This window comes from Mycobacterium sp. (genome assembly GCF_035314905.1).
In the GTDB taxonomy this organism is placed as follows: domain Bacteria; phylum Actinomycetota; class Actinomycetes; order Mycobacteriales; family Mycobacteriaceae; genus Mycobacterium.
This window is the reverse complement of sequence record NZ_DATFYW010000094.1, coordinates 1-23,689: the sequence shown is the minus strand read 5'-3', so window position 1 is coordinate 23,689 and position 23,689 is coordinate 1. Positions and strand designations below refer to the sequence as shown.

The window sequence follows — 23,689 nt, the reverse complement described above, 5'->3', positions numbered from 1 at the left end:
GGTTGCCGCGCTTGGACGGTGGCCGGAGGGTCCCAAAACCCTCTCTGGAAGGCGCCGATTTCGGTGATCTTGATGGGATCAGGAGCCTGTCAAAGTAGATGGTTTCCAGTCCGGCCGAGCTGCCTCGAAGGCCTCGATTTCAGACAGTTTCCGCAGCGTAAGGCCTATATCGTCCAGTCCCTCGAGCAATCGCCAGGCGGTGTAGTCGTCAATCGTGAACGGCACCACCACGGTTCCCGCGGACACGGTTCGATCTTGAAGATTGACAGTGATTTCCAACCCCGGATTCGCCTCGATCAGCTTCCAGAGCAGTTCGACATCCGGCTGGGCGACCTCGGCGGCCAACAGTCCCGCCTTTCCCGCGTTGCCGCGAAAAATGTCGGCGAATCGTGACGAGATCACCACACGGAACCCATAGTCCATGAGCGCCCAGACCGCGTGTTCGCGTGACGACCCCGTGCCGAAATCCGGCCCCGCGACCAATACCGACCCCTTGTCGAACGGCGACAGATTGAGAATGAAAGACGGGTCGGTCCGCCATGCCGCGAACAACCCGTCCTCGAATCCCGTTCGTGTGACCCGCTTCAAAAAGACGGCCGGAATGATCTGGTCGGTGTCGACATTCGACCGGCGCAGCGGCACGCCGATTCCTGTGTGGGTCTGGAAGGCTTCCATCGCGGTTCTCCTAATTCAGGTCGGCCGGAGCGGACAGCGTGCCACGCACGGCGGTCGCGGCGGCCACGGCCGGCGACGCCAGATGCGTGCGGCCGCCCTTGCCCTGGCGGCCCTCGAAGTTGCGGTTCGAAGTCGACGCACAGCGCTGGCCGGGTGAGAGCTGGTCCGGATTCATGCCTAGACACATCGAGCAGCCGGCCTGCCGCCACTGTGCTCCGGCGGCGGTGAATATCTCACCCAGTCCCTCGGATTCGGCCTGGGCGCGCACCCGCATGGAGCCGGGGACGATGAGCATCCGCACCCCGTCGGCCACCCTGCGGCCATGAAGGACGTCGGCGACAACGCGCAAATCCTCGATCCGGCCGTTGGTGCACGAGCCGACGAACACGGTGTCGACGGCGATGTCACGCATCGGCGTGCCGGGTCGAAGGTTCATGTACGCCAATGCCTTCTCCGCGTCACGCCGCGCCCCCTCGTCGGTGATCAACTCGGGGTCGGGCACCGAGGCCGAAAGCGGCACCCCCTGGCCTGGGTTGGTGCCCCACGTGACGAACGGGCTCAGCGTCGTCGCATTGAGATAGAACTCGGTGTCGAATTCGGCACCGTCGTCGGTGCGCAGGCGGTCCCAAGCGGTGACCGCGGCATCCCACTTGGCGCCGGACGGCGCGTGAGCGCGTCCGCGAAGGTACGCGTATGTCGTATCGTCGGGCGCAATCATCCCGGCGCGGGCACCGGCTTCGATGCTCATGTTGCAGATCGTCATCCGGCCCTCCATCGACAGCGACTCGATCGTGCTGCCGCGGTATTCGATGACGTGGCCCTGCCCGCCGCCGGTCCCGATCTCGGCGATCACCGCCAGAATGATGTCTTTGGCCGTCACGCCGGGCGGCAACTCGCCGTCCACGTTCACCGCCATCGTCCGAAACGGCTGCAGCGGCAACGTCTGCGTGGCGAGCACGTGCTCGACCTCCGACGTGCCGATGCCCATCGCCAGCGCGCCGAACGCGCCGTGGGTGGAGGTATGGCTGTCGCCACACACGATCGTCATGCCCGGTTGCGTCAGCCCCAGTTGCGGACCGATGATGTGGACGATGCCTTGCTCGGCGTCACCCATCGGATGCGACCGGATGCCGAATTCGGCACAGTTGCGCCTCAGCGTTTCGACCTGAGTGCGCGACACCGGGTCCGCGATCGGCTTGTCGATGTCGATGGTCGGCACATTGTGGTCTTCGGTGGCGATGGTCAGATCAGCCCGGCGGACCGGGCGCCCTGCCAATCGCAGCCCGTCGAACGCCTGCGGGCTGGTGACCTCGTGCACCAGATGAAGGTCGATGTAGATCAGGTCGGGTTCACGAGACGCGCCGCTGCCACTGCCGCGCGCTACCACGTGCGAGTCCCACACCTTTTCTGCCATCGTGCGCGGCTGACCGGAACTGACCATGGCTGGCATTCTCACATTCTGGGACGTTAGTATCTCTCTATGAGACAGGATAGCGGCATCGGCGTGCTGGACAAAGCCGTGGGCGTGCTGCACACGGTGGCCGAGGCGCCGTGTGGTCTGGCCGAGTTGTGCGAGCGGACCGGGCTTCCCCGCGCGACCGCACACCGACTCGCGGCGGGATTGGAGACGCATCGGCTGCTGGCCCGCGACGGCCAGGGGCGCTGGCGGCTCGGCCCCGCGGTCAGCGAATTGGCCGGGCACGTCCACGATCCGCTGCTGGCCGCCGGCGCGGCGGTGCTGCCCCGGCTGCGCGAAATCACCGGCGAGAGCGTGCAACTGTACCGACGTGAGGGCACCTTGCGGGTATGTGTCGCTGCAATGGAACCACCTGCGGGACTTCGGGATACGGTGCCGGTCGGGACCCGGTTGCCGATGACCGCGGGCTCGGGCGCCAAGGTGCTGCTGGCCTACAGCGACCCCGCGACTCAGCAGGCCGTGCTGCCCACTGCGAAATTCACCGATCGCACGCTGGCGGAGGTGCGCCGCCGTGGTTGGGCCCAAAGCGCCGCCGAGCGCGAGCCGGGGGTGGCGAGCGTGTCTGCGCCCGTGCGCGACGGACGCGGCAATGTGATCGCGGCGGTGTCCGTGTCCGGGCCGATTGACCGAATGGGCCGCCGCCCCGGCGCTCGGTGGGCGGCGGACCTGCTCGCCGCGTCAGAGGCCCTGACACGTCGGCTGTAGAGGCCTGACAGACTCACCGCATGGGCACCAAGCAACGCGCACAGATCGTGATGACAGACGCCGAGATCGTCGACTTCGTCGCCTCCAGTCGCGCCGGCACCCTCGCCACGATCGGCCGCGACGGCCAACCCCACCTCACGGCGATGTGGTACGCCGTTGTCGACGGCGAGATCTGGTTCGAGACCAAGGCGAAGTCACAGAAGGCGGTCAACCTGGGCCGCGACCCGCGCATCACCTTCCTGCTCGAGGACGGCCAGACCTATGACACGCTGCGCGGCGTCTCGTTCGAGGGCACCGCGCAGATCGTCGAGGATCCCCGGGCCGTGTTCCGGGTTGGGGTCAGCGTGTGGGAGCGCTACACCGGGCCCTATACCGAGGACCAGCGGCAGGCCGTCGAGATGATGATGCACAAGCGCGTTGCGGTGCGCCTGGTGGTCAAACGCGTCAGGTCGTGGGATCACCGCAAGCTGGGCCTACCCGCCATGCCGCTGGCCGGATCGACCGCGCCGGCCAACAGGCCGGCGCTCAAAAAGTAGCCCCGATGGGATTCGAACCCACGCTACCGCCGTGAGAGGGCGGCGTCCTAGGCCGCTAGACGACGGGGCCGGAACCGAGTTGTCAGCATAGCCGAAGGCGAACCACCCGCCGCAATCGGCTCATCGCTGGGGTACCAGGACTCGAACCTAGAATGGCTGAACCAGAATCAGCTGTGTTGCCAATTACACCATACCCCACCGGGAACCCAGAACCGCTGGTCAGAGGCGTTTATTCCGCTGCCACCGGCCCACGCGGGCCGACGTGCAGACTACCAAAGATTCCGCCGCGAGATTTCACGCCTCCGAAGTCGCGAGCCGGCGAGCGTTACCTAACCGCGCCAGCGTGCGGTCGCGGCCCAGCAGTTCCAGCGACTCGAAGAGCGGCGGGCTGATCGTTGACCCCGTGGCCGCCACCCGGATCGGGCCGAATGCCTTGCGCGGCTTGAGGCCCATGTCGTCCAGCAGCGCCGTTTTGAGCGCGGTCTCGATCTCGGGGGCCGACCAGTCAGCCAGTCCTTGCAGTGCCGCCAACGCGGCCTCGAGGACTTCTCCGGCGTCCGGACCGAGTTCTTTGACCGCGGCCCCTTCCTCGATGACGTAGGCGTTGTCGTCGAAGAACTTCAGCAGCCCCCACGCGTCGCCGAGCACCACGATCCGCGTCTGGACCAGGCGCGCTGCCTCAGCGAACTGCTCGTCGCTCAGCCCGGTGTCATGACCGTGGGCGGTCAGATATTCCCGCAGCCGGGCGGCGAAATCGTCGGGGTCGAGCAGCCGGATGTGCTCGGCGTTGATCGCGTAGGCTTTCTGCTGGTCGAACCGTGCGGGATTCGGGTTGACGTCGGTCACGTCGAACGCGGCCACCATCTCCGGCAGGCTGAACACGTCACGGTCGGGCGCGATCGACCAACCCAACAGGGCAAGGTAATTCAGCAGGCCCTCCGGGATGAAGCCGCGCTCGCGATGCCCGAACAGGTTGGACTGTGGGTCACGCTTTGACAGCTTCTTTGTTCCTTCGCCCAAGACCGTTGGCAAATGTCCAAATTCGGGAACGCGGTTGGCGATTCCCAGCCGGATCAGCGCCCGGTACAGCGCGATCTGGCGCGGCGTGGACGGCAGCAGGTCTTCGCCGCGCAGCACGTGCGTGATCTCCATCAGTGCGTCGTCGACCGGGTTAACCAAGGTGTACAACGGATCTCCGGTGGCACGTGTCAGCGCGAAGTCCGGCACCGTGCCCGCCGTGAACGTGGTCTCGCCGCGCACCATGTCATGCCAACGCAAGTCCTCGTCCGGCATCCGCAGCCGCACCACCGGACGGCGGCCGTCGGCGTGATAGGCCGCGCGCTGCGCGGCGGTGAGCTTGCGGTCGTAGTTGTCGTACCCCAGCTTCGGATTTCGGCCCGCGGCCAGATGACGCGCCTCGACCTCCTCGGGAGTTGAGTAGGCTTCGTATGCCTCCCCCGCGTCGAGCAGTCGCTGCACGACGTCGCGATATATCTCGCTGCGCTCCGACTGCCGGTACGGGCCGTACGGGCCACCGACCTCGGGACCCTCATCCCAGTCCAGCCCCAGCCAGCGCAGCGCATCGAGCAGCGCGAGGTAGCTTTCCTCGCTGTCGCGGGCAACGTCGGTGTCCTCGATGCGGAACACGAAGTCGCCGTCGCAGTGCCGCGCATAGGCCCAGTTGAAAAGCGCGGTGCGGATCAACCCGACGTGCGGCGTGCCGGTAGGCGATGGGCAGAACCTGACGCGGACCCTGTCGGTCATGACCTTCCCTTGCGGACAACAGGATTCGCCATAGTGCCGATGCCCTCGATTGTGATGCTCACGGCGTCGCCGTGCTCGATCGGTCCTACTCCCTCCGGGGTGCCGGTCAGGATCAGATCGCCGGGCAGCAACGTCATCACCGCCGAGACGAACTCGACGATCGCGCCCACGTCGTGGATCATCAGCGACGTCCGGCTGTGCTGGCGCAGTTCGCCGTTCACCTCGGTGCGCAGGTCGAGATCAGACGGGTCGACGTCGGTGACGATCCACGGACCGACCGGGCAGAACGTGTCGTGCCCTTTGGCGCGTGTCCACTGCCCGTCCTTGCGCTGCTCGTCGCGCGCCGTCACGTCGTTGGCGATCGTGTACCCGAGGATGTTCTCCGCGACACGCGCGGCAGGGACGTCCTTGCACGGCCGGCCGATCACGGCCGCCAGTTCACCCTCGTGATGCACCGGATTGGTGGCGGGCGGCAGCACGATCGGCGCATTCGGCCCCACGATCGCGGTATTGGGCTTGAGGAATATCACCGGATCCTCGAACTTTTCGCCGCCCATCTCGGTGATGTGCGCGGCGTAGTTCTTGCCGATGCAGACCACCTTGCTCGCAAGGATGGGGGCCAGCAGCCGCACGTCGGCCAGCGGCCACTGCCGCCCAGTGAACGCCGGTGTGCCGAACGGATGCTCGGCGATTTCGCGTGCCGTCTGATCCCCCGGGCCGTCACCCGGCTCGCCTTCGATGCTGACGAAGGCCACTCCGTCCGGGCTGGCGATTCGACCAATGCGCATCATCGAAGCCTAGCCGCCCACCGATGACGCGCCGACACTGGCTCGCGTCCATATCATGAGATGCTGATTCAGCATCTTGAGAACGCCTGTGCGACGATCGGGTCGTGCCCGTCGACGACATCAGCACGGTGCGCCGCTGGTCGATGCTGGCGATCGCGCTGGCGTCGACGATGTTCGCCAACGTGTTCATCAACGGCGCCGCATTCCTGATTCCCACGTTGCACACCGAGCACGGCCTGAATCTCGCGCATGCGGGCCTGCTGTCGTCTACGCCCAGCCTCGGCATGGTGGTGACGCTGATCGCATGGGGCTATGTTGTCGACCGAGTCGGCGAGCGCATCGTGTTGGCGCTGGGGTCGGCGCTCACCGCTGCGGCGGCCTTCGCGGCGGCGGCCGCGGATTCGCTGCTGCTGGTCGGCGCGTTCCTGCTTCTTGGCGGCATGGCCGCGGCCAGCAGCAACTCTGCCAGCGGCCGGCTGGTGGTCGGCTGGTTCCCACCGCGGCAACGTGGGCTGGCGATGGGCATCAGGCAGACCGCCCAGCCGCTCGGCGTGGGCCTCGGGGCGCTGGTGATCCCGCGGCTGGCGCAGAGCCACGGCATCGGTGCGGCGCTCCTTTTCCCCGCGGTGGTGTGCGTTGCGTCGGCGGTGGTCAGCGCGATCGGCGTGATCGATCCCCCGCGGCCGCCCCGGGAGCAGGCACCAGAGGAACACCTGATGAACCCGTATCGCGGCTCGGGTCTGCTGTGGCGGATCCATGCCGTGTCGGTGCTGCTGGTGGTGCCGCAGGTCGTCGTGTGGACGTTCACCTTGGTGTGGCTGATCTCTGACCGTGGCTGGTCGGCAGGCGCGGCAGGCGCGCTTGTGACCGCCGCCCAGGTCCTCGGGGCAATGGGCCGGGTGGCGGCGGGCCGGTGGTCGGACCGCGTCGGGTCCCGGCTGCGACCGATCCGCACGATCGCGATCGCTGCGGCCCTTGCGATGGGGCTGCTCGCGGTGACCGACCTGCTGCATTCCCCGGTCAGCGTCGCGGTGATGATCGCGGCGTCGGTGATCACCGTCAGCGACAACGGGCTGGCCTTCACCGCGATCGCCGAGATTGCGGGCCCGTTCTGGAGCGGCCGCGCGCTGGGCACCCAGAACACCAGCCAACTGCTGACCGCTGGCATCGCGCCGCCGCTGTTCGGCGGCTTGATCAGCGCCGCGGGCTACCCGTTGGCGTTCGCCGCGTGCGCGCTGTTCCCGGTGATCGCGCTGCCGCTCGTGCCGGTCCGCGCGAGCATCGATGTTTAGAGCCGGGCCACGATCCGGTCGCCGATCTCGCCGGTCGAGAAGTGCGCCTCGCCGCGGGTGGCCAGATGGGCCTCCACCGCCTTGTCCACCCGGGCCGCGGCGTCCTCCTCGCCCACGTGCGACAACAACAGCGCAACGGACATGATCGCCGCGGTCGGGTCGGCGATGCCCTTGCCGGCGATGTCGGGTGCGCTGCCGTGCACCGGCTCGAACATCGACGGGTTCACCCGCGTGGCGTCGATGTTGCCGCTGGCGGCTAACCCGATCCCCCCGCACACCGCGGCGGCCAGGTCGGTGATGATGTCGCCGAACAGGTTGTCGGTGACGATCACGTCGAACCGGCCCGGGTCGGTCACCATGTGGATCGTGGCCGCGTCGATGTGCTGATAGGCGACCTCGACCTGCGGATACTCCTGCGCGACCTCCTGCACGGTCCGCCACCAGAGCCCACCGGCGTAGGTCAGTACGTTGTTCTTGTGCACCAGCGTCAGGTGCCTGCGGCGCTGCAGCGCCCGCTGGAACGCGTCCTGGACCACGCGGCGCACGCCGTAGGCGGTGTTGACGCTGACCTCGGTCGCGACCTCGTGGGGTGTGCCAACGCGGATCGCACCACCGGTGCCGGTGTAGGGGCCTTCGGTGCCCTCACGGACCACGACGAAGTCGATGTCCTTCACTCCGGCGAGCGGGCTCGCCACGCCTGGGTACAGCCGCGACGGTCGCAGATTGATGTGGTGGTCGAGGGCGAACCGCGCTTTGAGCAGCAGGCCCCGCTCCAGCACGCCGCTGGGCACCGACGGGTCGCCGATCGCGCCCAGCAGGATCGCGTCGTGGGCCCGTAGCTCCTCGAGCACCGAGTCGGGCAGCACTTCGCCGGTCGCGTGATAGCGCCGCGCACCCAGGTCGTAGCTGGTCTTCTCGACGTCGTCGGGCAGCACCGCGTCGAGCACCTTCACCGCCTCGCTGATGACCTCCGGGCCGATGCCGTCGCCGGCGATGATCGCCAGTTTCACGACAAGTCCACGACTTCCAGGAGCCCCGCGTCGACGGCCGGACGGATCGCTGCCAGTACGTCGTCTGGCGGGCGCTGGTCCAGCCGCAGCAGGATCGTCGCGCCGGGGCCGTGCGCGTCCTCGCTGAGCTGGGCGGCGTGGATGTTCACGTCGGCGGATCCGAGCAGCGTGCCGATCTTGCCCAGCGCCCCGGGCTGATCGATGTAATTGATGATCAAGTTGATGCCTTCGGCACGCAGGTCGAAGTTGCGGCCGTTGATCTGGACGATCTTCTGTACCAGCGCTGGGCCCGACAGCGTGCCGGCCACGTTGGTCACCGAACCGTCGGCACCCACCGCGCGCACGTCGACGACGCTGCGGTGGTTCGGGCTCTCCGACGCCGTGCTGATGCTGGCTTCGACGCCACGCTCCGCGGCCAGCGCGGGCGCGTTGACGAATGTCACCTGGTCCTCGATCACCGCCGAGAACAGTCCGCGCAGCGCCGAGAGGCGAAGCACACCCACATCTTCGGACGCCAGTTCACCGCGGACCTGCACCGACAGCGAAGTCGGCAATTCTGTGGAAAGCGCGCCCACCAGCACCCCCAGCTTGCGCACCAGATCGAGCCAGGGCGCGACTTCTTCACCGACCACACCGCCGCCGATGTTGACCGCGTCCGGCACGAACTCCCCGGCCAGGGCCAGCCTGACGCTGGCCGCGACGTCGGTGCCCGCCCGGTCCTGCGCCTCGGCGGTCGACGCCCCGAGGTGCGGCGTGACGACGACTTGCGGCAGGTTCAAGAGCGGGCTGGCGGTGGCCGGCTCCTTGGAGAACACGTCGATGCCTGCGGCGCGAACGTGTCCGCTGCGCACCGCCTCGGCGAGCGCCTCCTCGTCGATCAGGCCGCCACGGGCGGCGTTGACGATGATCACGCCCGGCTTGGTCTTGGCCAGCGCCTCCTTGTCGATGAGGCCGGCCGTCTCGGGGGTCTTCGGCAGGTGTACGGAGATGAAGTCCGAGCGGTTCAGCAGCTCGTCGAGGGAGAGCAACTCGATGCCGAGCTGCGCCGCGCGGGCGGAGGACACATACGGGTCGTACGCGACCACCTCGGTGCCGAACGCGGCGAGCCGCTGCGCCACCAGTTGGCCGATGCGGCCCAGCCCGACGACTCCGACCGTCTTGCCGAAGATTTCGGTGCCCGAGAACGACGAGCGCTTCCAGGTGTGCTCGCGCAGCGACGCGTCGGCGGCCGGGATCTCGCGGGCCGCGGCCAGAAGCAGCGCGATCGCGTGCTCGGCGGCGCTGTGGATGTTCGACGTCGGCGCATTGACGACGAGCACGCCGCGGGACGTCGCGGCGTCGACATCGACGTTGTCGAGGCCGACCCCGGCGCGCGCGACGATCTTGAGCTTCGGTGCGGCCGCGAGCACGTCGGCGTCGACGGTGGTCGCCGAGCGGACTAGCAGCGCGTCGGCCTCGGGCACCGCGGCCAGCAGCTTGTCCCGGTTCGGGCCCTCGACCCAGCGGACTTCGACCTGGTCACCCAGCGCCGCGACAGTGGATTCCGCGAGTTTGTCTGCGATCAACACAACGGGCAGGCTCACCCGGCCAGCCTAATGCGGTTGACTGAGCGGGTGGACGTCACCGTGGTCGGCAGCGGCCCCAACGGCCTCGCGGCCGCCGTGGTATGCGCCCGGGCCGGGCTGTCGGTGCAGGTATTGGAGGCGCAACCGACGCTGGGAGGCGGGTCGCGCACGGCCGCCGACCCGGACCATCCCGGCGTCACACACGACGTGTGCTCGGCCGTTCACCCGCTGGCGCTGGCCTCCCCGTTCTTCGCGGAGTTCGACCTGGCCGCCCGCGGTGTGACGCTGGTGGTGCCCGACATCTCCTACGCCAATCCGTTCGAGGGTCGCCGGGCGGCGATCGCGTACCGCGACCTGGACCGTACGTGCGACGGCCTCGACGACGGCAAGTCCTGGCGGCGGCTTCTGGGTCCGCTGGTCTCCCACGACGACACCGTCACCGGCTTCCTGCTCGGTGACAAACGGTCGCTGCCCACCGATCTGCTGACGATGGCGCGCCTCGGCCTACGCATGCTCGGGCAGGGCACCCCGGCGTGGAACATGTCGCTGACGGGAGATGACGCCGAGGCGCTGTTCACCGGTGTCGCGGCACACACGATTTCACGGCTTCCGTCGCTGACGTCTGCGGGCGCGGGGATGCTCTTGGCCACCTTGGCGCACACCGTGGGCTGGCCCATACCGGTTGGCGGCAGCCAGGTGATCGCCGACGCGCTGATCGCCGACCTGCGCTCGCACGGGGGGGAATTGCACTGCGGCGTGCAGGTCACCGAACCTTTGGACGGTGTGGCGCTGTTCGACACCGCGCCCACCGCGCTGCTTTCCGCCTACGGAGAGGCATTGCCGTCTGACTACGCAAACCGGCTGCGGCGCTACCGATTCGGTGCGGGTGTGGCCAAGGTCGATTTCGTGCTGTCAGGCGACGTGCCGTGGAGCGACCCCCGCCTGGCCGACGCGGTGACGTTTCACCTCGGCGGGACCCGCGCTCAGATGGCCGAGGCTGAGGCCGCCGTAGCGGCCGGCCGGCATGCCGACCGGCCGATGGTATTGGCCGCACTGCCGCACATCGCCGACCCCGGCCGCGTCGACCCGAAGGGTCTGCGGCCCTTCTGGACCTACGCACATGTGCCGCCGGGTTCGCCGGTTGACCAGACCGAGGCCGTCACCGCGACGATCGAGCGATTCGCCCCCGGCTTTCGCGACGTCGTCGTCGCGGCCCGCAGCGTGCCGGCGGCGCGGATGGCCGAACACAACGCCAACTACGTCGGCGGCGACATCGCGGTAGGCGGCAACGACGCATGGCGTGCGCTTGCCGGCCCGACGCCGCGGCTCAACCCCTGGTCCACCCCGCTTCGTGGCGTCTACCTGTGTTCGTCGGCCACACCACCGGGAGCCGGAGTGCACGGCATGGCCGGCTATTACGCGGCGCGGTCGATGTTGCGCCGCGAGTTCGGCGTTGACCGGCCACCTGGCCTGACACCGTGACAAAGCTTGCGAGCCTGGACGGTGAACTATTACGCCACCAAGGACCGACCCGATTCTGCTCGCCGTCATCGCAATTCAGAACGGTCATCGACTCGCTCGGCGGCCTGTGGGCCCAGGGGCCAACCGCGTGAAACTCAGGCGGTTTCGGTGATCGGGCGGTCCACCCAGCTCATCAGGCCGCGCAGTTTCTTGCCGGTGACCTCGATCGGGTGCTCGGCGTTGCGCTTGCGCAGTTCTTCGAGCTCCCTGTTGCCGCCCTCGACATTGGCCACCAGCTTCTTGACGAAGGTGCCGTCCTGAATCTCACTCAGGATCTGCTCCATGCGCTCCTTGGTTCCTGCGTCGATGATGCGTGGCCCCGACAGGTATCCGCCGAATTCCGCGGTGTCGGAGACCGAGTAGTTCATCCGCGCGATCCCGCCCTCGTACATCAGGTCGACGATGAGCTTGAGCTCGTGCAGCACCTCGAAATAGGCCAGCTCGGGCGCATAGCCGGCCTCCACCATCACGTCGAACCCGGTCTTCACCAATTCCTCGGTGCCGCCGCACAACACGGCCTGCTCACCGAACAAGTCGGTCTCGGTCTCGTCCTTGAACGTGGTCTTGATGACGCCGGCGCGGGTGCCGCCGATGCCCTTGGCGTACGACAACGCCAGCGCCAGACCCTCGCCCGTCGGATCCTGTTCGACCGCAACCAGGCACGGAACACCTTTGCCGTCGACGAACTGACGGCGTACCAGGTGGCCGGGCCCCTTGGGGGCCACCATCCCGACCGTGACATCGGCGGGCGGCTTGATCAGCCCGAAGTGGATGTTGAGGCCGTGGCCGAAGAACAGCGCATTGCCCGGTTCCAGGTGCGGCTCGATCTCGTTCTTGAAGATGTCAGCCTGCGCGGTGTCGGGCGCCAGCAGCATGATCAAGTCAGCCCACTTGGCGACCTCCGCCGGCGTGTCGACCTCCAGGCCCTGCTCGGCGACCTTCTCGCGTGACCTCGATCCCTCGCGCAGGCCAACCTTCACCTGCACGCCCGAGTCCCGCAGGCTGAGCGAATGAGCGTGCCCCTGGCTGCCGTAACCGATCACACCCACCCTGCGTCCCTGGATGATCGAAAGGTCGGCGTCATCGTCATAGAACATCTCAACTGCCACAGTCTTTCCTCTGTCTAGGTTGGCGCTTTTCGGAGTCCTTCAGCTTTACCTACCCGTGATGGCGCGCGGACCGCGCGACATCGACACCAGTCCGGATTGGACGATCTCGCGGATGCCATAGGGCTCGAGTACCCGCAGCAGCGCCTCGATCTTGGCAGGCGTGCCGGTGGTCTCGATGACCAATGACTCCGTAGATACGTCGATCACCTTGGCCCGGAACAAGTTCGCGGCTTCGATCACCTGGCCGCGGGTGCCGGCGTCGGCGCGGACCTTGATCAGCACCAGCTCACGGGCCACCGAGTTGTCCTCGTCCTGCTCCACGACCTTGATCACGTTGATCAACTTGTGGAGCTGCTTGCTCACCTGTTCGAGCGGCAGGTCCTCGACCGTGACGACGATCGTCATCCGCGACATGTTCTTCTGTTCGGTGGCACCAACCGCCAACGACTGAATGTTGAAGCCGCGCCGCGAGAACAGCGACGCGACACGGGCCAGCACGCCGGGTTTGTCCTCGACGAGCACCGACAGCGTGTGCGTGGAGATCGTCACTAGACCAGATCCTCGTCGTCGAACAGCGGACGGATGCCGCGGGCGGCCTGGATCTCGTCGTTGCCGGTGCCCGCCGCGACCATGGGCCATACCTGCGCGTCGGCGCCGACGATGAAGTCGATGACCACCGGGCGGTCGTTGATAGCCCGAGCCTGATTGATCACATCGACGACGTCTTCCTCACGCTCGCAACGCAATCCGACGCACCCCAGCGCCTCGGCCAGCTTGACGAAGTCCGGTATCCGGTGCGAGTGGGTGGCCAGGTTGGTCTGCGAGTACCGCTCCTCATAGAACAGTGTCTGCCATTGCCGCACCATGCCAAGGTTGCCGTTGTTGATGACGGCGACCTTGATCGGCGCACCCTCGATTGCGCACGTGGCCAGCTCCTGGTTGGTCATCTGGAAGCAGCCGTCACCGTCGATGGCCCACACCTCGGCCTCGGGTCGCGCGAGCTTGGCCCCCATCGCGGCAGGGATCGCGAAGCCCATCGTGCCGAGGCCGCCGGAGTTGATCCACGTGCGCGGGTTCTCATAAGAGATGAACTGCGCTGCCCACATCTGGTGCTGACCGACGCCTGCGACATACACCGCATCCGGCCCGGCGAGCTTGCCGATCGACTGGATCACGTATTCCGGGCTGAGGCTGCCGTCGCTCTGCGGGCCATAGCTCAGCGGATAGGTGTTCTGCACGCCGCGCAGGTACTGCCACCAGCTGTCCAGGTTGGCGGCGACGTTGCTCGTCGTGCGTAGCGCCTCGATCAGCTCGGTGATCACGGCCTTCACGTCGCCGACGATCGGCACGTCGGCGTTGCGGTTCTTGCCGATCTCGGCCGGGTCGATGTCGGCGTGGATCACCTTGGCCTCGGGGGCGAAGGAATCCAGCTTGCCGGTCACCCGGTCATCGAAGCGCGCGCCGAGCGCGATGATCAGGTCGCTGCGTTGCAGCGCCGCGACCGCCGCGACGGTGCCGTGCATGCCGGGCATGCCGAGGTTCTGCGGGTGGCTGTCGGGGAACGCGCCACGCGCCATCAGCGTGGTCACGACGGGAATGCCGGTCAGTTCGGCCAGATCGAGCAGCTCCGCGCTGGCGTCGCCGCGAATCGCGCCTCCGCCGACGTACAGCACCGGCTTGCGCGCCGCGGGGATCAGCTTCGCCGCCGCCCGAATCTGCTTGGTGTGCGGCTTGGTGGTCGGCCGGTAGCCGGGCAGCTCCAGTCGGGGCGGCCAGCTGAACGTGCACACGCCCTGCAGCACGTCCTTCGGGATGTCGACCAGGACCGCACCGGGCCGGCCGCTGGAGGCGATGTGGAAGGCCTCGGCGATGACCTGCGGGATGTCGTCGCCGCTGCGCACCAGGAAGTTGTGCTTGGTGATCGGCATCGTGATACCGGAGATGTCGGCTTCCTGGAACGCGTCGGTGCCGATCAGCGCCCGGCCGACCTGACCCGTGATGGCCACCACCGGAACCGAATCCATCTGCGCGTCGGCGAGCGGGGTGACCAGGTTGGTCGCGCCCGGCCCGGAGGTCGCCATGCACACGCCGACACGGCCGGTCGCGTGTGCGTAGCCGCTGGCCGCGTGACCGGCGCCCTGCTCATGGCGGACGAGCACGTGGCGCAGCTGTTGTGAGTCGAACAGCGGGTCGTACACCGGAAGCACTGCGCCGCCGGGGATACCGAAGATCACCTCGACGCCAAGCTCCTCCAGTGACCGGATTACCGCGTGAGCGCCGGTAAGCTGTTGCGGCGCAACTCGTTTGACCTGATCCGACCCGTTTCCGGGCGGCGCCGGGGCGGTCCGGTCCGGTGGTCGCGTGGTGGGTGCCCTCACGGTGTCCTCTTTGTTCTCGTGTTCATGGTGTGATCGTTCGTGGTACTCGGACAACAAAAAACCCCCGGCAGCGTCTGCCGCTGCACGAGGGTTGCGCGTCGGTGGTTGCTGGCTAGGCCGGGCTACACACCAACGCGCCGACCAATTACTACGAGCAATCCGCTTGCCTGCATAGCACCCGACGGTAGTCGCCGCACTGGTCAAAGGTCAAATTCGTCACCAGTGGAATGATGCTGGTATGGCCAGCGAACCCTCCACCGCGCCCGCGCCGGTCGTGATCAGGATTTCCCCGATCGCGCACATTGCGGTCGGCTTCTTCACGCTGGGTCTGCTGGTGCCCGTGCTCACCTGGCCGGTGACCGCGCCGCTGCTGGCGATCCCGGTGCTGCTCTCGGCGTTGATCGTGCGGCTGAGGACGGTGGCCGACCCACACTCGGTCACGGTCCGCACGCTGCTCGGCAGCCGCACCGTCGCCTGGGGCGACATCGAGGGATTGCGGTTCGTCAAAGGCTCGTGGGCGCGCGCGCAGCTGAAAGCCGGCAAGGAATTGCGATTGCCCGCCGTCACGTTCGCCACGTTGCCGGAACTGGCGGAGGTCAGTGGTGGCCGGGTGCCCAACCCGTACGCGCGCTGACGCCGGCTCAGCTCAGCGGGTTGTGGCCGTTGAGCAGCACCCATGCCGCGACGCCGCCGCCGATGCCCAGCAGTAGCGCAACGAACGATCCGATGAATGGCCGGCGCGCCCAGCCCCGTCCCGCGTCAAAGCCGTAGCGCCCGGGCCCCACCAGGATGATCGCGGCCAGCGCGACGATCATCAGCACCTGGTACGCGTTGGCGTTCGGCAGGAAGAACGCGAAGTACCCTCCGTCGTGCTGGGCGGCGATGCTGGCCAGCACGCCATTGAGCAGGTAGGCCAGCGCCGCCGCACCGGCCACCGGGGTCAACAGCCCCAGCACGAGCAGCACCCCGGCCGCAATCTGGGTGCCTGCGCCCAGATACGTCAGGATGTCGGCGTGCTGGTAGCCCAAGTCCGACAGCGAGTTCCTGAACCCGGCCAGCCCCTGCCCACCCCACCAGCCGAACGCCTTCTGCAGGCCGTGCGCGACGAGGATCACCCCGACACCGACGCGCAGCAGCAGCAGACCCAGGTCCTGAGTGCCGCGGCGGCCGGCCGCGCGCACCCGGTCGTCGATGTACTCGTCATGCATGACCTCGGCCGGTGCGGGTGCCGCGTGCCGCCCGGCCGTATCCGGCTGGACGTACGGCAGCGGCTCAGGGTCACTCAACAACCCCAGCCCGCGGCGGCTGGGAACCGGGTTGTCGGCGTTGTAATGCGGAATGGTGGTGGTCTCGAAATCGCCCCCGTACGTCGCGGAGGGCAGGTCGTCTTCAGGGTCGACCAGGCTTGCCGAACTGGGCCGTTGCCAGGCGCTGGGGTCATGCGGGTGACTGGTCACGGTGTCAGCGTAAGTGCAACGAAGGCCCGAATCGCGGATTTAGACCGCGCCGTCACCTCACCTTTACCTCCCCGGTATCCGGAACTGCACAAGAGTCACGGAGAGTCAACGTGGCGTGCGCAGCGGAACTGTCCGTAACCTGGCGGGCATGCGGGTGCGCGGGCCGGTCAAGGGTGCGCTGGTGGCGCTGTGCGCCGCGGGGCTGCTGGCGACCGGCTGCGCCAGGTTCGACAATGCCCAATCGGCCCCGTTCACCACCGCGCCGGAGCTCAAACCGGCGCCGTCGTCGACGCCGCCACCCCCGCCGCCGCTGCCACCGCAGCCCTTCCCGAAGCAGTGCCCCGCCCCCGGCGTGATGCAGGGCTGCCTGGACAGCACCAGCGGCCTGATCATGGGCCCGAACAGCAAGTCGGCGCTGGTCGCCGAACGCACCACGGGCGCCGTCAAAGAGGTGTCGGTCAGCGCCGAACCCAAGGTCAAGACCGTTATCCCCGTCGACCCGTCCGGCGACGGCGGCCTCATGGACATCGTGCTGTCGCCGACCTACTCGCAGGACCGGCTGATGTACGCCTACGTGAGCACGCCCACCGACAATCGGGTGATCCGCATCGCCGACGACGACATCCCCAAGGACATCCTCACCGGCATTCCCAAGGGCCCGACCGGCAACAGGGGTGCGCTGATCTTCACCAGCCCGACGACCCTCGACGTACTCACTGGCGACACCGGCAACCCGGCGCTGGCGGCGGATCCCAAGTCGCCGGCCGGAAAGCTGATCCGGATCGAGCAGCCGACAACCGTCAACCAGGCCCCGGTGACCACGGCGATGAGCGGCATGGGCTCAGCCGGTGGCCTGTGCACCGACCCCGCCGACGGCTCGCTGTACATCACCGACCGCACCCCCACCGCCGACCGGCTGCAGCGGATCACCGCTGACTCCAAGCAGTCGACGGTCTGGACATGGCCAGACAAGCCCGGGGTGGCGGGTTGCGCCGCGCTGGATGGCACGGTGCTGGTGAACCTGATCAACACGAAGCAGACCGTCGCTGTGCGACTGGCGCCCGGCACGGGTGCGGTCACCGGGCAGCCGGAGGTGGTGCGCCAGGACCAGCACGGTCACGCCTGGGCGCTCGAGGTGGCGCCCGACGGCAACGTATGGGGCGCGACGGTCAACAAGACGTTCGGCGACGCCGAGAAACTCGACGACGTGGTGTTCCCGTTGTTCCCGCAGGGCGGCGGCTTCCCGCGCAGCAACGACGACATCGTCTAGCCTGCGCCGCCGCCCGGTCAGTACCTGACGGCTGACGTCCCGGTGCTCTCAGCCGGCCCAAGTCAGCTACAGGCCGCCAACACCAATTCGCGCACACGGGCGGCGTCGGCCTGGCCCTTGGTGGCTTTCATCACCGCGCCGACGATCGCACCGGCCGCCTGCACCTTGCCGCCGCGGATCTTCTCGACGATGTCCGGATTGGCGGCCAGCGCCTCGTCCACCGCGGCCTGGATCAGCGAGTCGTCTCGCACGAGTTCCAGCCCGCGCGCAACCATCACCTGCTCGGGCTCCCCCTCCCCGGCCAACACACCCTCGACGACTTGGCGGGCCAGCTTGTTCGACAGCTTGCCCTCGTCGGTAAGGCGCACCACCGCGGCCACCTGCCCCGGCGTGATCCGCAGTTGGCCCAATTCGACGTCGGCCTCATTGGCCTTCTGCACCAGGAAGTTTCCCCACCACGCGCGGGCTGCCTCGCTGGAGGCGCCACGTTCGACGGTGGCCGCCACCAGCTCGACCGCTCCGGCGTTGACGAGGTCGCGCATCACCTCGTCGGACACGGCCCATTGCTGCTGAATGCGCTTGCGCCGCAGCCACGGCAGCTCGGGGAGCGTGTGGGCCAGCTGGTCCACCAGCTCGGCGCCGGGAGCGACCGGCTCCAGGTCGGGTTCTGGGAAGTAGCGGTAGTCCTGCGCGGATTCCTTGCTGCGTCCTGGCGAGGTGTACCCATCCTCGTGGAAGTGGCGGGTTTCCTGCGTGACTCGACCGCCGTTGGTCAAAACTGCGGCCTGCCGGCGCATCTCGTAGCGGACGGCGACCTCGACGCTCTTGAGCGAGTTGACGTTCTTGGTCTCCGTGCGGATTCCGAATTCCGTTGTTCCGGTGGGCATCAGCGACACGTTAGCGTCGCATCGCATCGAACCCTGGTCCATCCGCACGTCGGATACTCCCAGCGCGAGCAAGAGCTCCCGCAATGCCGTCACATATGCGCGCGCGGTCTCGGGCGCGCGCGCACCAGCGCCGACGATCGGCTTGGTGACGATCTCGATCAGCGGCACGCCGGCCCGGTTGTAGTCGAGCAGCGACATCGTCGCCCCCGCGATGCGACCGGTCTCGCTGCCCAGATGGGTCAGCTTGCCGGTGTCTTCTTCCATGTGCGCACGCTCGATCTCCACCCGGAACGTGCTGCCCTCGTCCAGCGGCACGTCGAGGTACCCGTTGACCGCGATCGGCTCGTCGTACTGCGAAATCTGGTAATTCTTCGGCATGTCCGGGTAGAAGTAGTTCTTCCGGGCGAACCGGCACCACGGCACGATCTGGCAGTTCAGCGCGAGCCCGATCCGGATCGCCGACTCCACCGCGGCGGCGTTGAGCACCGGCAGCGATCCCGGCAACCCCAGGCATACCGGGCACACGTTGGTGTTGGGTTCGCCACCGAAAGCGTTCACGCACCCGCAGAACATCTTGGTTGCGGTCGACAACTCGACATGAACCTCGAGGCCGAGTACCGGGTCGAATTGCGCGATGACGTAGTCGTAGTCGAGGAGTTCGGCCGCGCGAGCGATGGTCATAGTCGCAATTTTAGTAACCGGGCTCAGCCGAAGAACGCCGCGGCGTCGTCGTAGCGGCTCTGCGGCACCAGCTTGAGCTGTCGAGTTGCGTCGGCCAACGGCACCCTGCCGATGTCCTGGCCGCGCAGCGAGACCATCATCCCGTACTCGCCGGCATGGGCCGCGTCGGCGGCGTTCACGCCGAACCGGGTCGCGAGCACGCGGTCATACGCGGTGGGCGTTCCGCCGCGCTGCACGTGGCCCAGCACCGTGGTCCGCACCTCTTTCTTGATGCGCTTTTCGACCTCGATCGCCAGCTGTGCGGCGACCCCGGTGAACCGCTCGTGCCCGAACTCGTCGAGGCCGCCCTCCCGCAGCTGCATCGAGCCCCTGGCGGGTTTGGCGCCTTCGGCCACCACGCAGATGAAGTGCGAGTCGCCCCGCTGGAAGCGGCCCTTGACCAGTCGGCAGACTTCCTCGATGTCGAACGGCACCTCGGGGATCAGGGTCATGTGCGCGCCCGAGGCCAGCCCCGCATTCAACGCGATCCAGCCGGCGTGGCGGCCCATCACCTCGACCAGCATCACGCGTTGGTGCGACTCAGCCGTGCTGTGCAGCCGGTCGATCGCCTCGGTCGCGATTGTCAGCGCGGTGTCGTGGCCGAAAGTCACGTCGGTGCAATCGATGTCGTTGTCGATGGTCTTGGGCACCCCGATCACGGGGACATTCTCTTCGGAGAGCCAGTGCGCGGCAGTCAGCGTCCCCTCGCCGCCGATCGGGATCAGCACGTCGATGCCGTTGTCGTCCAGTGTCTGCTTGATCTGGTCGAGCCCGGTCCGCAATTTCTCCGGGTGCACCCGGGCGGTGCCGAGCACCGTGCCGCCCTTGGCCAGCAGCCTGTCGTTGCGGTCGTCGTTCTTGAGCTGGATGCGACGGTTCTCCAGCAGCCCGCGCCAGCCGTCCTGAAACCCGACGACCGACGAGCCGTAGCGCGCGTCGCAGGTGCGCACGACCGCTCGGATCACCGCGTTCAGCCCGGGACAATCCCCTCCACCGGTCAGGATTCCGATCCGCATGCCGCCATCTTCCCCCCTGCCCGTGGCGCGGGCAGCGCGATCGTCAGATGGCCGTCGGCAACGGACCCCGGGCGGCTTCGTACGCTGCGCCGACTCGGTAGAGCCGGTCGTCGGCCAGCGCCGGGGCCATGATCTGCAGGCCCACCGGCAGCGAGTCGTCGGGCGAAAGGCCCGACGGCACCGACATTCCGCTGTGGCCGGCCAGGTTCAGCGGCAACGTGCACAGATCGAACAGGTACATCGCCAGTGGATCATCGACCTTCTCGCCGAGCCGGAACGCGGTCGTCGGTGTGGCCGGCGATACCAGCACGTCCACGCGCTGGTACGCCTCATCGAGGTCGCGGGCGATGAGTGTGCGGACCTTCTGCGCCCGGTTGTAATACGCCTCGTAATAGCCCGCCGACAGCGCGTAACTTCCGATCATGATGCGGCGCTTGACCTCCGGGCCGAAGCCGGCCGCGCGGGTCAGGGCCATCACCTCTTCCGCGCTGTGGGAGCCGTCGTCGCCGACGCGCAGCCCGTAACGCATCCCGTCGAAGCGGGCCAGGTTCGACGACACCTCCGACGGCAGGATCAGGTAGTAGGCCGCCAGCGCGTGGTCGAAATGCGGACAGGACACCTCGCTGACCTCGGCACCGAGCGCTTTGAGCTGCTCGACGGCTGCGTTGAACGATTCGAGCACACCGGCCTGGTAGCCGTCGCCCCGTAGCTGGCTGACCACCCCGATGCGCACACCGCGTAGATCGCCGCGGGCGCCCGCGCGGGCCGCGGCGACGACGTCAGGAACCTGGGCGTCGATGGAGGTGGAGTCTTTCGCGTCGTGCCCGGCGATCACCGCGTGCAGCAGCGCGGTGTCGAGCACCGTGCGTGCACACGGTCCGCCCTGGTCCAGCGACGACGCGCAGGCCACCAGTCCGTAGCGCGACACCGTGCCGTAGGTCGGTTTGACGCCGACGGTCGCGGTCAGCGCTGCTGGCTGCCGGATCGACCCCCCGGTATCGGAGCCGATCGCCAGCGGCGCCTGGAACGCGGCCAGTGCCGCCGCGCTGCCGCCGCCCGAGCCGCCGGGCACCCGGTCGACGTTCCACGGGTTGCGGGTCGGGCCGTATGCGGAGTTCTCCGTCGACGAGCCCATCGCGAACTCGTCCATGTTGGTCTTGCCGAGGATCGGGATACCGGCGGCTCGCAGCCGTAGCGTGACGGTTGCGTCGTAAGGCGGGTGCCAGCCTTCGAGGATCCTGGAGCCGCAGGTGGTCGGCATGTCGGTGGTGGTGAACACGTCCTTGAGCGCCAGCGGGACCCCGGCCAGCGGGGCCACGTCCTCCCCGGCGGCGACCGCGGCGTCGACTCGTGCGGCGTCGGCCAGCGCCTGATCGGCGGCCACATGCAAAAACGCTCGGTACTGGTCGTCGGTGGCCTCGATCTGGTCCAGGCAGGCCCGCGTCACCTCGACCGACGACAATTCGCGCCGCGCGATCTTGTCGGCCAGGGTCGCGGCGTCGAGCCTGATGATGTCGCTCATTCGGGCTCTCCGAGGATCCGCGGGACCGCGAATCGGCCGTCGACCGCCTCAGGCGCGTCGGCCAGCACCTGCTCCCGCGGCAGCGACGGTTCGACCACGTCTGGGCGCATCACGTTGACGGCCTTGAGCGGATTGTCCGTCGGTTCCACGCCAGACACGTCGACGGACTGGATCTGGCTGACGTAACCCAGGATCGCGTCGAGCTGTCCGGCAAAACTGTCCAATTCGGCGTCGGTCAGCGCCAGGCGGGCGAGCCTGGCCAGATGAGCCACCTCATCGCGGGAGATCTGGGACACGAGCGCCAAGCCTATCGGGCCGCGCTCGCCGGAATGCTGAGCAGACCGGGCTGTGCGACAGTGTGCGCGTGCCTTCGTATCTGCTGCGGATCCAGCTGGTCGATCGACCGGGCAGCCTCGGTTCACTGGCCGTGGCTCTCGGGTCGGTAGGTGCCGACATCCTGTCGCTGGACGTGGTGGAGAGGATGTCGGGATGCGCGATCGATGACCTGGTGGTCGACCTGCCGCCCGGGGGGATGCCGGACATGCTGATAACCGCGGCGGAGGCGCTCAACGGTGTGCGGGTGGACAGCATCCGCCCGCACACCGGCCTGCTGGAGGCGCACCGCGAACTCGAGTTGATCGACCACATCGCGGCAGGCGGCGACCGGATGGCCAAGCTGCAGGTGCTCGCCGACGAAGCGCCCCGGGTGCTGCGCGTGGGCTGGTGCACTGTGCTGCGGCTCAATGACGGGGGACTTGATCGGGTCGTCGGCAGCCCCGGCGCACCGGAGACGCTGGCCGCTTCGGCGCCGTGGCTGCCCCTCGACCACGCCGCCGCGTTGGACGGCACCGCCGACTGGGTGCCGCAGGTGTGGCGGGATATGGATACGACGCTGGCGGCGGCGCCGCTCGGCGAGCCGCGCACCGCGGTGATGCTCGGCCGTCCCGGCGGCCCAGACTTTCGTCCGTCGGAGGTGGCGCGGCTCGGCTACCTGGCCGGCATCGTCGCGACGATTTTGCGGTAGCGCACAGCGGTCGTCACGGCGTAATAGCCGACAGCTCTTCGCCGTTAGACGTGTTGACATGACAGAGCGGATCGGCCTGTCGATCGGGGCCACCAATTTTGCAGCCGTCGCTTCGCGTGGCGCGACCGCGACGCGGCGTTCGGTGCTGACGCTGTACCGCCATCGGCCACCGGAGCTGGGCGTGCCCTTCCAGAACCCCGATATCGACCGGCGTGGGCAGGTGCTCACCGACTTCGTCGACCGCGTCGGCAACCCGGTGCGGCTCGTGGCTTCCGACGGCTCCGCGCACCGCGCCGACGCGCTGGTGGCCGACGCGTTGTGCGCGCTGATGTACGCGATCGCCGATGGGCTGCCGCCGGCGCAGCCCGCGACCGTCGCGTTCCCTGCGCACTGGTCGGCGACCGCGGTTGCGGCGCTCCGCCGCGCGTTGGCCGCGCTGCCGGAGTGGTCGGCGGCCGCCGGTGCGGTCCCGCTGATGCCGGACGCAGCGGCCGGGCTCAACGCGCTGGCACACCAGCCCGGCCTTCCGGCGCGGGGGGTGGTCGCGCTGTGCGACTTCGCAGGCACAGGCACAAGTGTCACGTTGGCCGACGCCGGAGACGGTTTACGCCCGATCGGGCCGACCGCGCCGCACCGACCTCTCCGGCGATCTGATCGACCACGCGTTGCTCAAACACGTTCTCGCCGACGTTCCCGATGACGCGGGGTTCTCAGGTACCGCGGCACTCGGTTCGCTGGCGCAGCTGCGGGCGGAATGCCGCGGCGCGAAAGAGCGGCTGTCGGCAACCCCAGTCACGACGTTGCTAGCCGACCTGCCGGGATTCGGCGGCACCGTCCGCCTCACCCGCGCCGAGCTCGAGGACGAGATCCGCGGTCCATTGGCGGAATTCATGAGCGTCGTGCATGAGACGTTGGCCCGCAACGGGGTTCGGCCGTCGGATCTCGCCGCGGTCGCGTCCGTGGGCGGCGGCGC

The 23,689-nt window shown here is 68.1% G+C and carries 22 protein-coding genes, 2 tRNA genes and 1 pseudogene; 9 read left to right on the top strand and 16 right to left on the bottom strand.

Translation table 11 applies throughout. The features are described 5' to 3' along the window. Window positions 1–78: 78 nt before the first annotated feature. Complete coding sequence (gene leuD, locus VKG81_RS07210; RefSeq protein WP_324395146.1) at window positions 79–675, bottom strand: 3-isopropylmalate dehydratase small subunit; 597 nt, start codon at window positions 673–675, stop codon at window positions 79–81. Window positions 676–685: 10 nt separating this feature from the next. Then, window positions 686–2,116, bottom strand: a complete 1,431-nt coding sequence (gene leuC / locus VKG81_RS07205; protein ID WP_324395145.1) for a 3-isopropylmalate dehydratase large subunit — start codon at window positions 2,114–2,116, stop codon at window positions 686–688. A 39-nt stretch (window positions 2,117–2,155) separates the two neighbouring features. Here leuC and VKG81_RS07200 point away from each other — a divergent pair, with 39 nt between their 5' ends. Beyond that, window positions 2,156–2,857 carry an IclR family transcriptional regulator gene (locus tag VKG81_RS07200; protein WP_324395144.1) on the top strand — a complete coding sequence of 234 codons (702 nt, stop codon included), beginning with the start codon at window positions 2,156–2,158 and terminating at the stop codon, window positions 2,855–2,857. Window positions 2,858–2,877: 20 nt separating this feature from the next. Continuing rightward, a complete protein-coding gene (locus tag VKG81_RS07195) occupies window positions 2,878–3,393 on the top strand; it encodes a PPOX class F420-dependent oxidoreductase (RefSeq protein ID WP_324395143.1) in 516 nt (171 codons plus the stop codon). Here VKG81_RS07195 and VKG81_RS07190 read toward each other — a convergent pair. From VKG81_RS07190 to VKG81_RS07175, 4 genes are all read right to left on the bottom strand, one after another. Beyond that, window positions 3,391–3,463, bottom strand: a tRNA-Glu gene (locus VKG81_RS07190). The two genes, VKG81_RS07195 and VKG81_RS07190, sit on opposite strands and share 3 nt — an antisense overlap. A gap of 56 nt (window positions 3,464–3,519) precedes the next feature. Beyond that, window positions 3,520–3,591 (bottom strand) — tRNA-Gln (locus tag VKG81_RS07185). Window positions 3,592–3,687: 96 nt separating this feature from the next. After that, window positions 3,688–5,157 carry a glutamate--tRNA ligase gene (gene gltX / locus VKG81_RS07180; protein ID WP_324395142.1) on the bottom strand — a complete coding sequence of 490 codons (1,470 nt, stop codon included), beginning with the start codon at window positions 5,155–5,157 and terminating at the stop codon, window positions 3,688–3,690. Further along, complete coding sequence (locus tag VKG81_RS07175) at window positions 5,154–5,945, bottom strand: fumarylacetoacetate hydrolase family protein (RefSeq protein WP_324395141.1); 792 nt, start codon at window positions 5,943–5,945, stop codon at window positions 5,154–5,156. Before VKG81_RS07175 ends, gltX begins: the two co-directional genes overlap by 4 nt. 104 nt (window positions 5,946–6,049) lie before the next feature. Between VKG81_RS07175 and VKG81_RS07170 the strand changes: the two genes are divergently transcribed. Further along, window positions 6,050–7,237: an MFS transporter gene (locus tag VKG81_RS07170; RefSeq protein WP_324395140.1), complete on the top strand. Its 1,188-nt coding sequence runs from the start codon at window positions 6,050–6,052 to the stop codon at window positions 7,235–7,237. On the opposite strand, the gene VKG81_RS07165 is transcribed toward VKG81_RS07170, so the two are convergent. Both VKG81_RS07165 and serA read right to left on the bottom strand, forming a co-directional pair. Then, complete coding sequence (locus VKG81_RS07165) at window positions 7,234–8,247, bottom strand: 3-isopropylmalate dehydrogenase (RefSeq protein ID WP_324395139.1); 1,014 nt, start codon at window positions 8,245–8,247, stop codon at window positions 7,234–7,236. The genes VKG81_RS07170 and VKG81_RS07165 overlap by 4 nt on opposite strands. Further along, window positions 8,244–9,830, bottom strand: coding sequence for a phosphoglycerate dehydrogenase (gene serA / locus VKG81_RS07160; protein WP_324395138.1), 1,587 nt, complete (start codon window positions 9,828–9,830; stop codon window positions 8,244–8,246). Before serA ends, VKG81_RS07165 begins: the two co-directional genes overlap by 4 nt. Window positions 9,831–9,860: 30 nt before the next feature. Between serA and VKG81_RS07155 the strand changes: the two genes are divergently transcribed. Beyond that, window positions 9,861–11,294, top strand: coding sequence for an NAD(P)/FAD-dependent oxidoreductase (locus VKG81_RS07155; protein ID WP_324395164.1), 1,434 nt, complete (start codon window positions 9,861–9,863; stop codon window positions 11,292–11,294). A 134-nt stretch (window positions 11,295–11,428) separates the two neighbouring features. Here VKG81_RS07155 and ilvC read toward each other — a convergent pair whose 3' ends face one another. The 3 genes from ilvC to VKG81_RS07140 are packed head-to-tail and all read right to left on the bottom strand — an operon-like array spanning window position 11,429 to window position 14,820. Continuing rightward, the gene (gene ilvC, locus VKG81_RS07150; RefSeq protein ID WP_324395163.1) at window positions 11,429–12,430 is read right to left on the bottom strand and encodes a ketol-acid reductoisomerase; all 1,002 of its coding nucleotides are present in this window, start codon (window positions 12,428–12,430) and stop codon (window positions 11,429–11,431) included. A 57-nt stretch (window positions 12,431–12,487) separates the two neighbouring features. Next, entirely contained in the window at window positions 12,488–12,991 is a 504-nt protein-coding gene (gene ilvN / locus VKG81_RS07145; RefSeq protein ID WP_324395137.1) for an acetolactate synthase small subunit, read from the bottom strand. Continuing rightward, entirely contained in the window at window positions 12,991–14,820 is a 1,830-nt protein-coding gene (locus VKG81_RS07140; RefSeq protein WP_324395136.1) for an acetolactate synthase large subunit, read from the bottom strand. The genes ilvN and VKG81_RS07140 overlap by 1 nt, the downstream gene beginning before the upstream one ends. Window positions 14,821–15,058: 238 nt before the next feature. On the opposite strand from VKG81_RS07140, the gene VKG81_RS07135 reads away from it, so the two are divergent. After that, complete coding sequence (locus tag VKG81_RS07135) at window positions 15,059–15,454, top strand: PH domain-containing protein (RefSeq protein ID WP_324395135.1); 396 nt, start codon at window positions 15,059–15,061, stop codon at window positions 15,452–15,454. A 7-nt stretch (window positions 15,455–15,461) separates the two neighbouring features. On the opposite strand, the gene VKG81_RS07130 is transcribed toward VKG81_RS07135, so the two are convergent. Continuing rightward, window positions 15,462–16,277: a DoxX family protein gene (locus VKG81_RS07130; RefSeq protein WP_324395134.1), complete on the bottom strand. Its 816-nt coding sequence runs from the start codon at window positions 16,275–16,277 to the stop codon at window positions 15,462–15,464. 148 nt (window positions 16,278–16,425) lie between these two features. Here VKG81_RS07130 and VKG81_RS07125 point away from each other — a divergent pair, with 148 nt between their 5' ends. Beyond that, window positions 16,426–17,547, top strand: a complete 1,122-nt coding sequence (locus tag VKG81_RS07125) for a PQQ-dependent sugar dehydrogenase (RefSeq protein WP_324395133.1) — start codon at window positions 16,426–16,428, stop codon at window positions 17,545–17,547. A 62-nt stretch (window positions 17,548–17,609) separates the two neighbouring features. Here VKG81_RS07125 and gatB read toward each other — a convergent pair whose 3' ends face one another. From gatB to gatC, 4 genes are read right to left on the bottom strand one after another with little or no spacing between them, the layout of a single operon-like run. Continuing rightward, window positions 17,610–19,115: an Asp-tRNA(Asn)/Glu-tRNA(Gln) amidotransferase subunit GatB gene (gene gatB / locus VKG81_RS07120; protein WP_324395132.1), complete on the bottom strand. Its 1,506-nt coding sequence runs from the start codon at window positions 19,113–19,115 to the stop codon at window positions 17,610–17,612. 23 nt (window positions 19,116–19,138) lie between these two features. Further along, window positions 19,139–20,170 carry an ATP-dependent 6-phosphofructokinase gene (locus VKG81_RS07115; protein WP_324395131.1) on the bottom strand — a complete coding sequence of 344 codons (1,032 nt, stop codon included), beginning with the start codon at window positions 20,168–20,170 and terminating at the stop codon, window positions 19,139–19,141. Between the two features lie 43 nt (window positions 20,171–20,213). After that, complete coding sequence (gene gatA / locus VKG81_RS07110; protein WP_324395130.1) at window positions 20,214–21,692, bottom strand: Asp-tRNA(Asn)/Glu-tRNA(Gln) amidotransferase subunit GatA; 1,479 nt, start codon at window positions 21,690–21,692, stop codon at window positions 20,214–20,216. Continuing rightward, window positions 21,689–21,988 carry an Asp-tRNA(Asn)/Glu-tRNA(Gln) amidotransferase subunit GatC gene (gatC, locus tag VKG81_RS07105; protein ID WP_324395129.1) on the bottom strand — a complete coding sequence of 100 codons (300 nt, stop codon included), beginning with the start codon at window positions 21,986–21,988 and terminating at the stop codon, window positions 21,689–21,691. Before gatC ends, gatA begins: the two co-directional genes overlap by 4 nt. Window positions 21,989–22,056: 68 nt before the next feature. Here gatC and VKG81_RS07100 point away from each other — a divergent pair, with 68 nt between their 5' ends. The 3 genes and pseudogenes from VKG81_RS07100 to VKG81_RS07090 all read left to right on the top strand — a co-directional run. Then, window positions 22,057–22,716, top strand: a complete 660-nt coding sequence (locus tag VKG81_RS07100) for an amino acid-binding protein (protein WP_324395128.1) — start codon at window positions 22,057–22,059, stop codon at window positions 22,714–22,716. Between the two features lie 58 nt (window positions 22,717–22,774). Further along, window positions 22,775–23,416 (top strand): hypothetical protein, encoded by a 642-nt coding sequence (locus VKG81_RS07095; protein WP_324395127.1) that lies wholly within the window; start codon window positions 22,775–22,777, stop codon window positions 23,414–23,416. Then, window positions 23,382–23,689 (top strand): annotated as a pseudogene (locus VKG81_RS07090) (molecular chaperone); the annotation flags it as partial. The gene VKG81_RS07095 and the pseudogene VKG81_RS07090, both read left to right, overlap by 35 nt.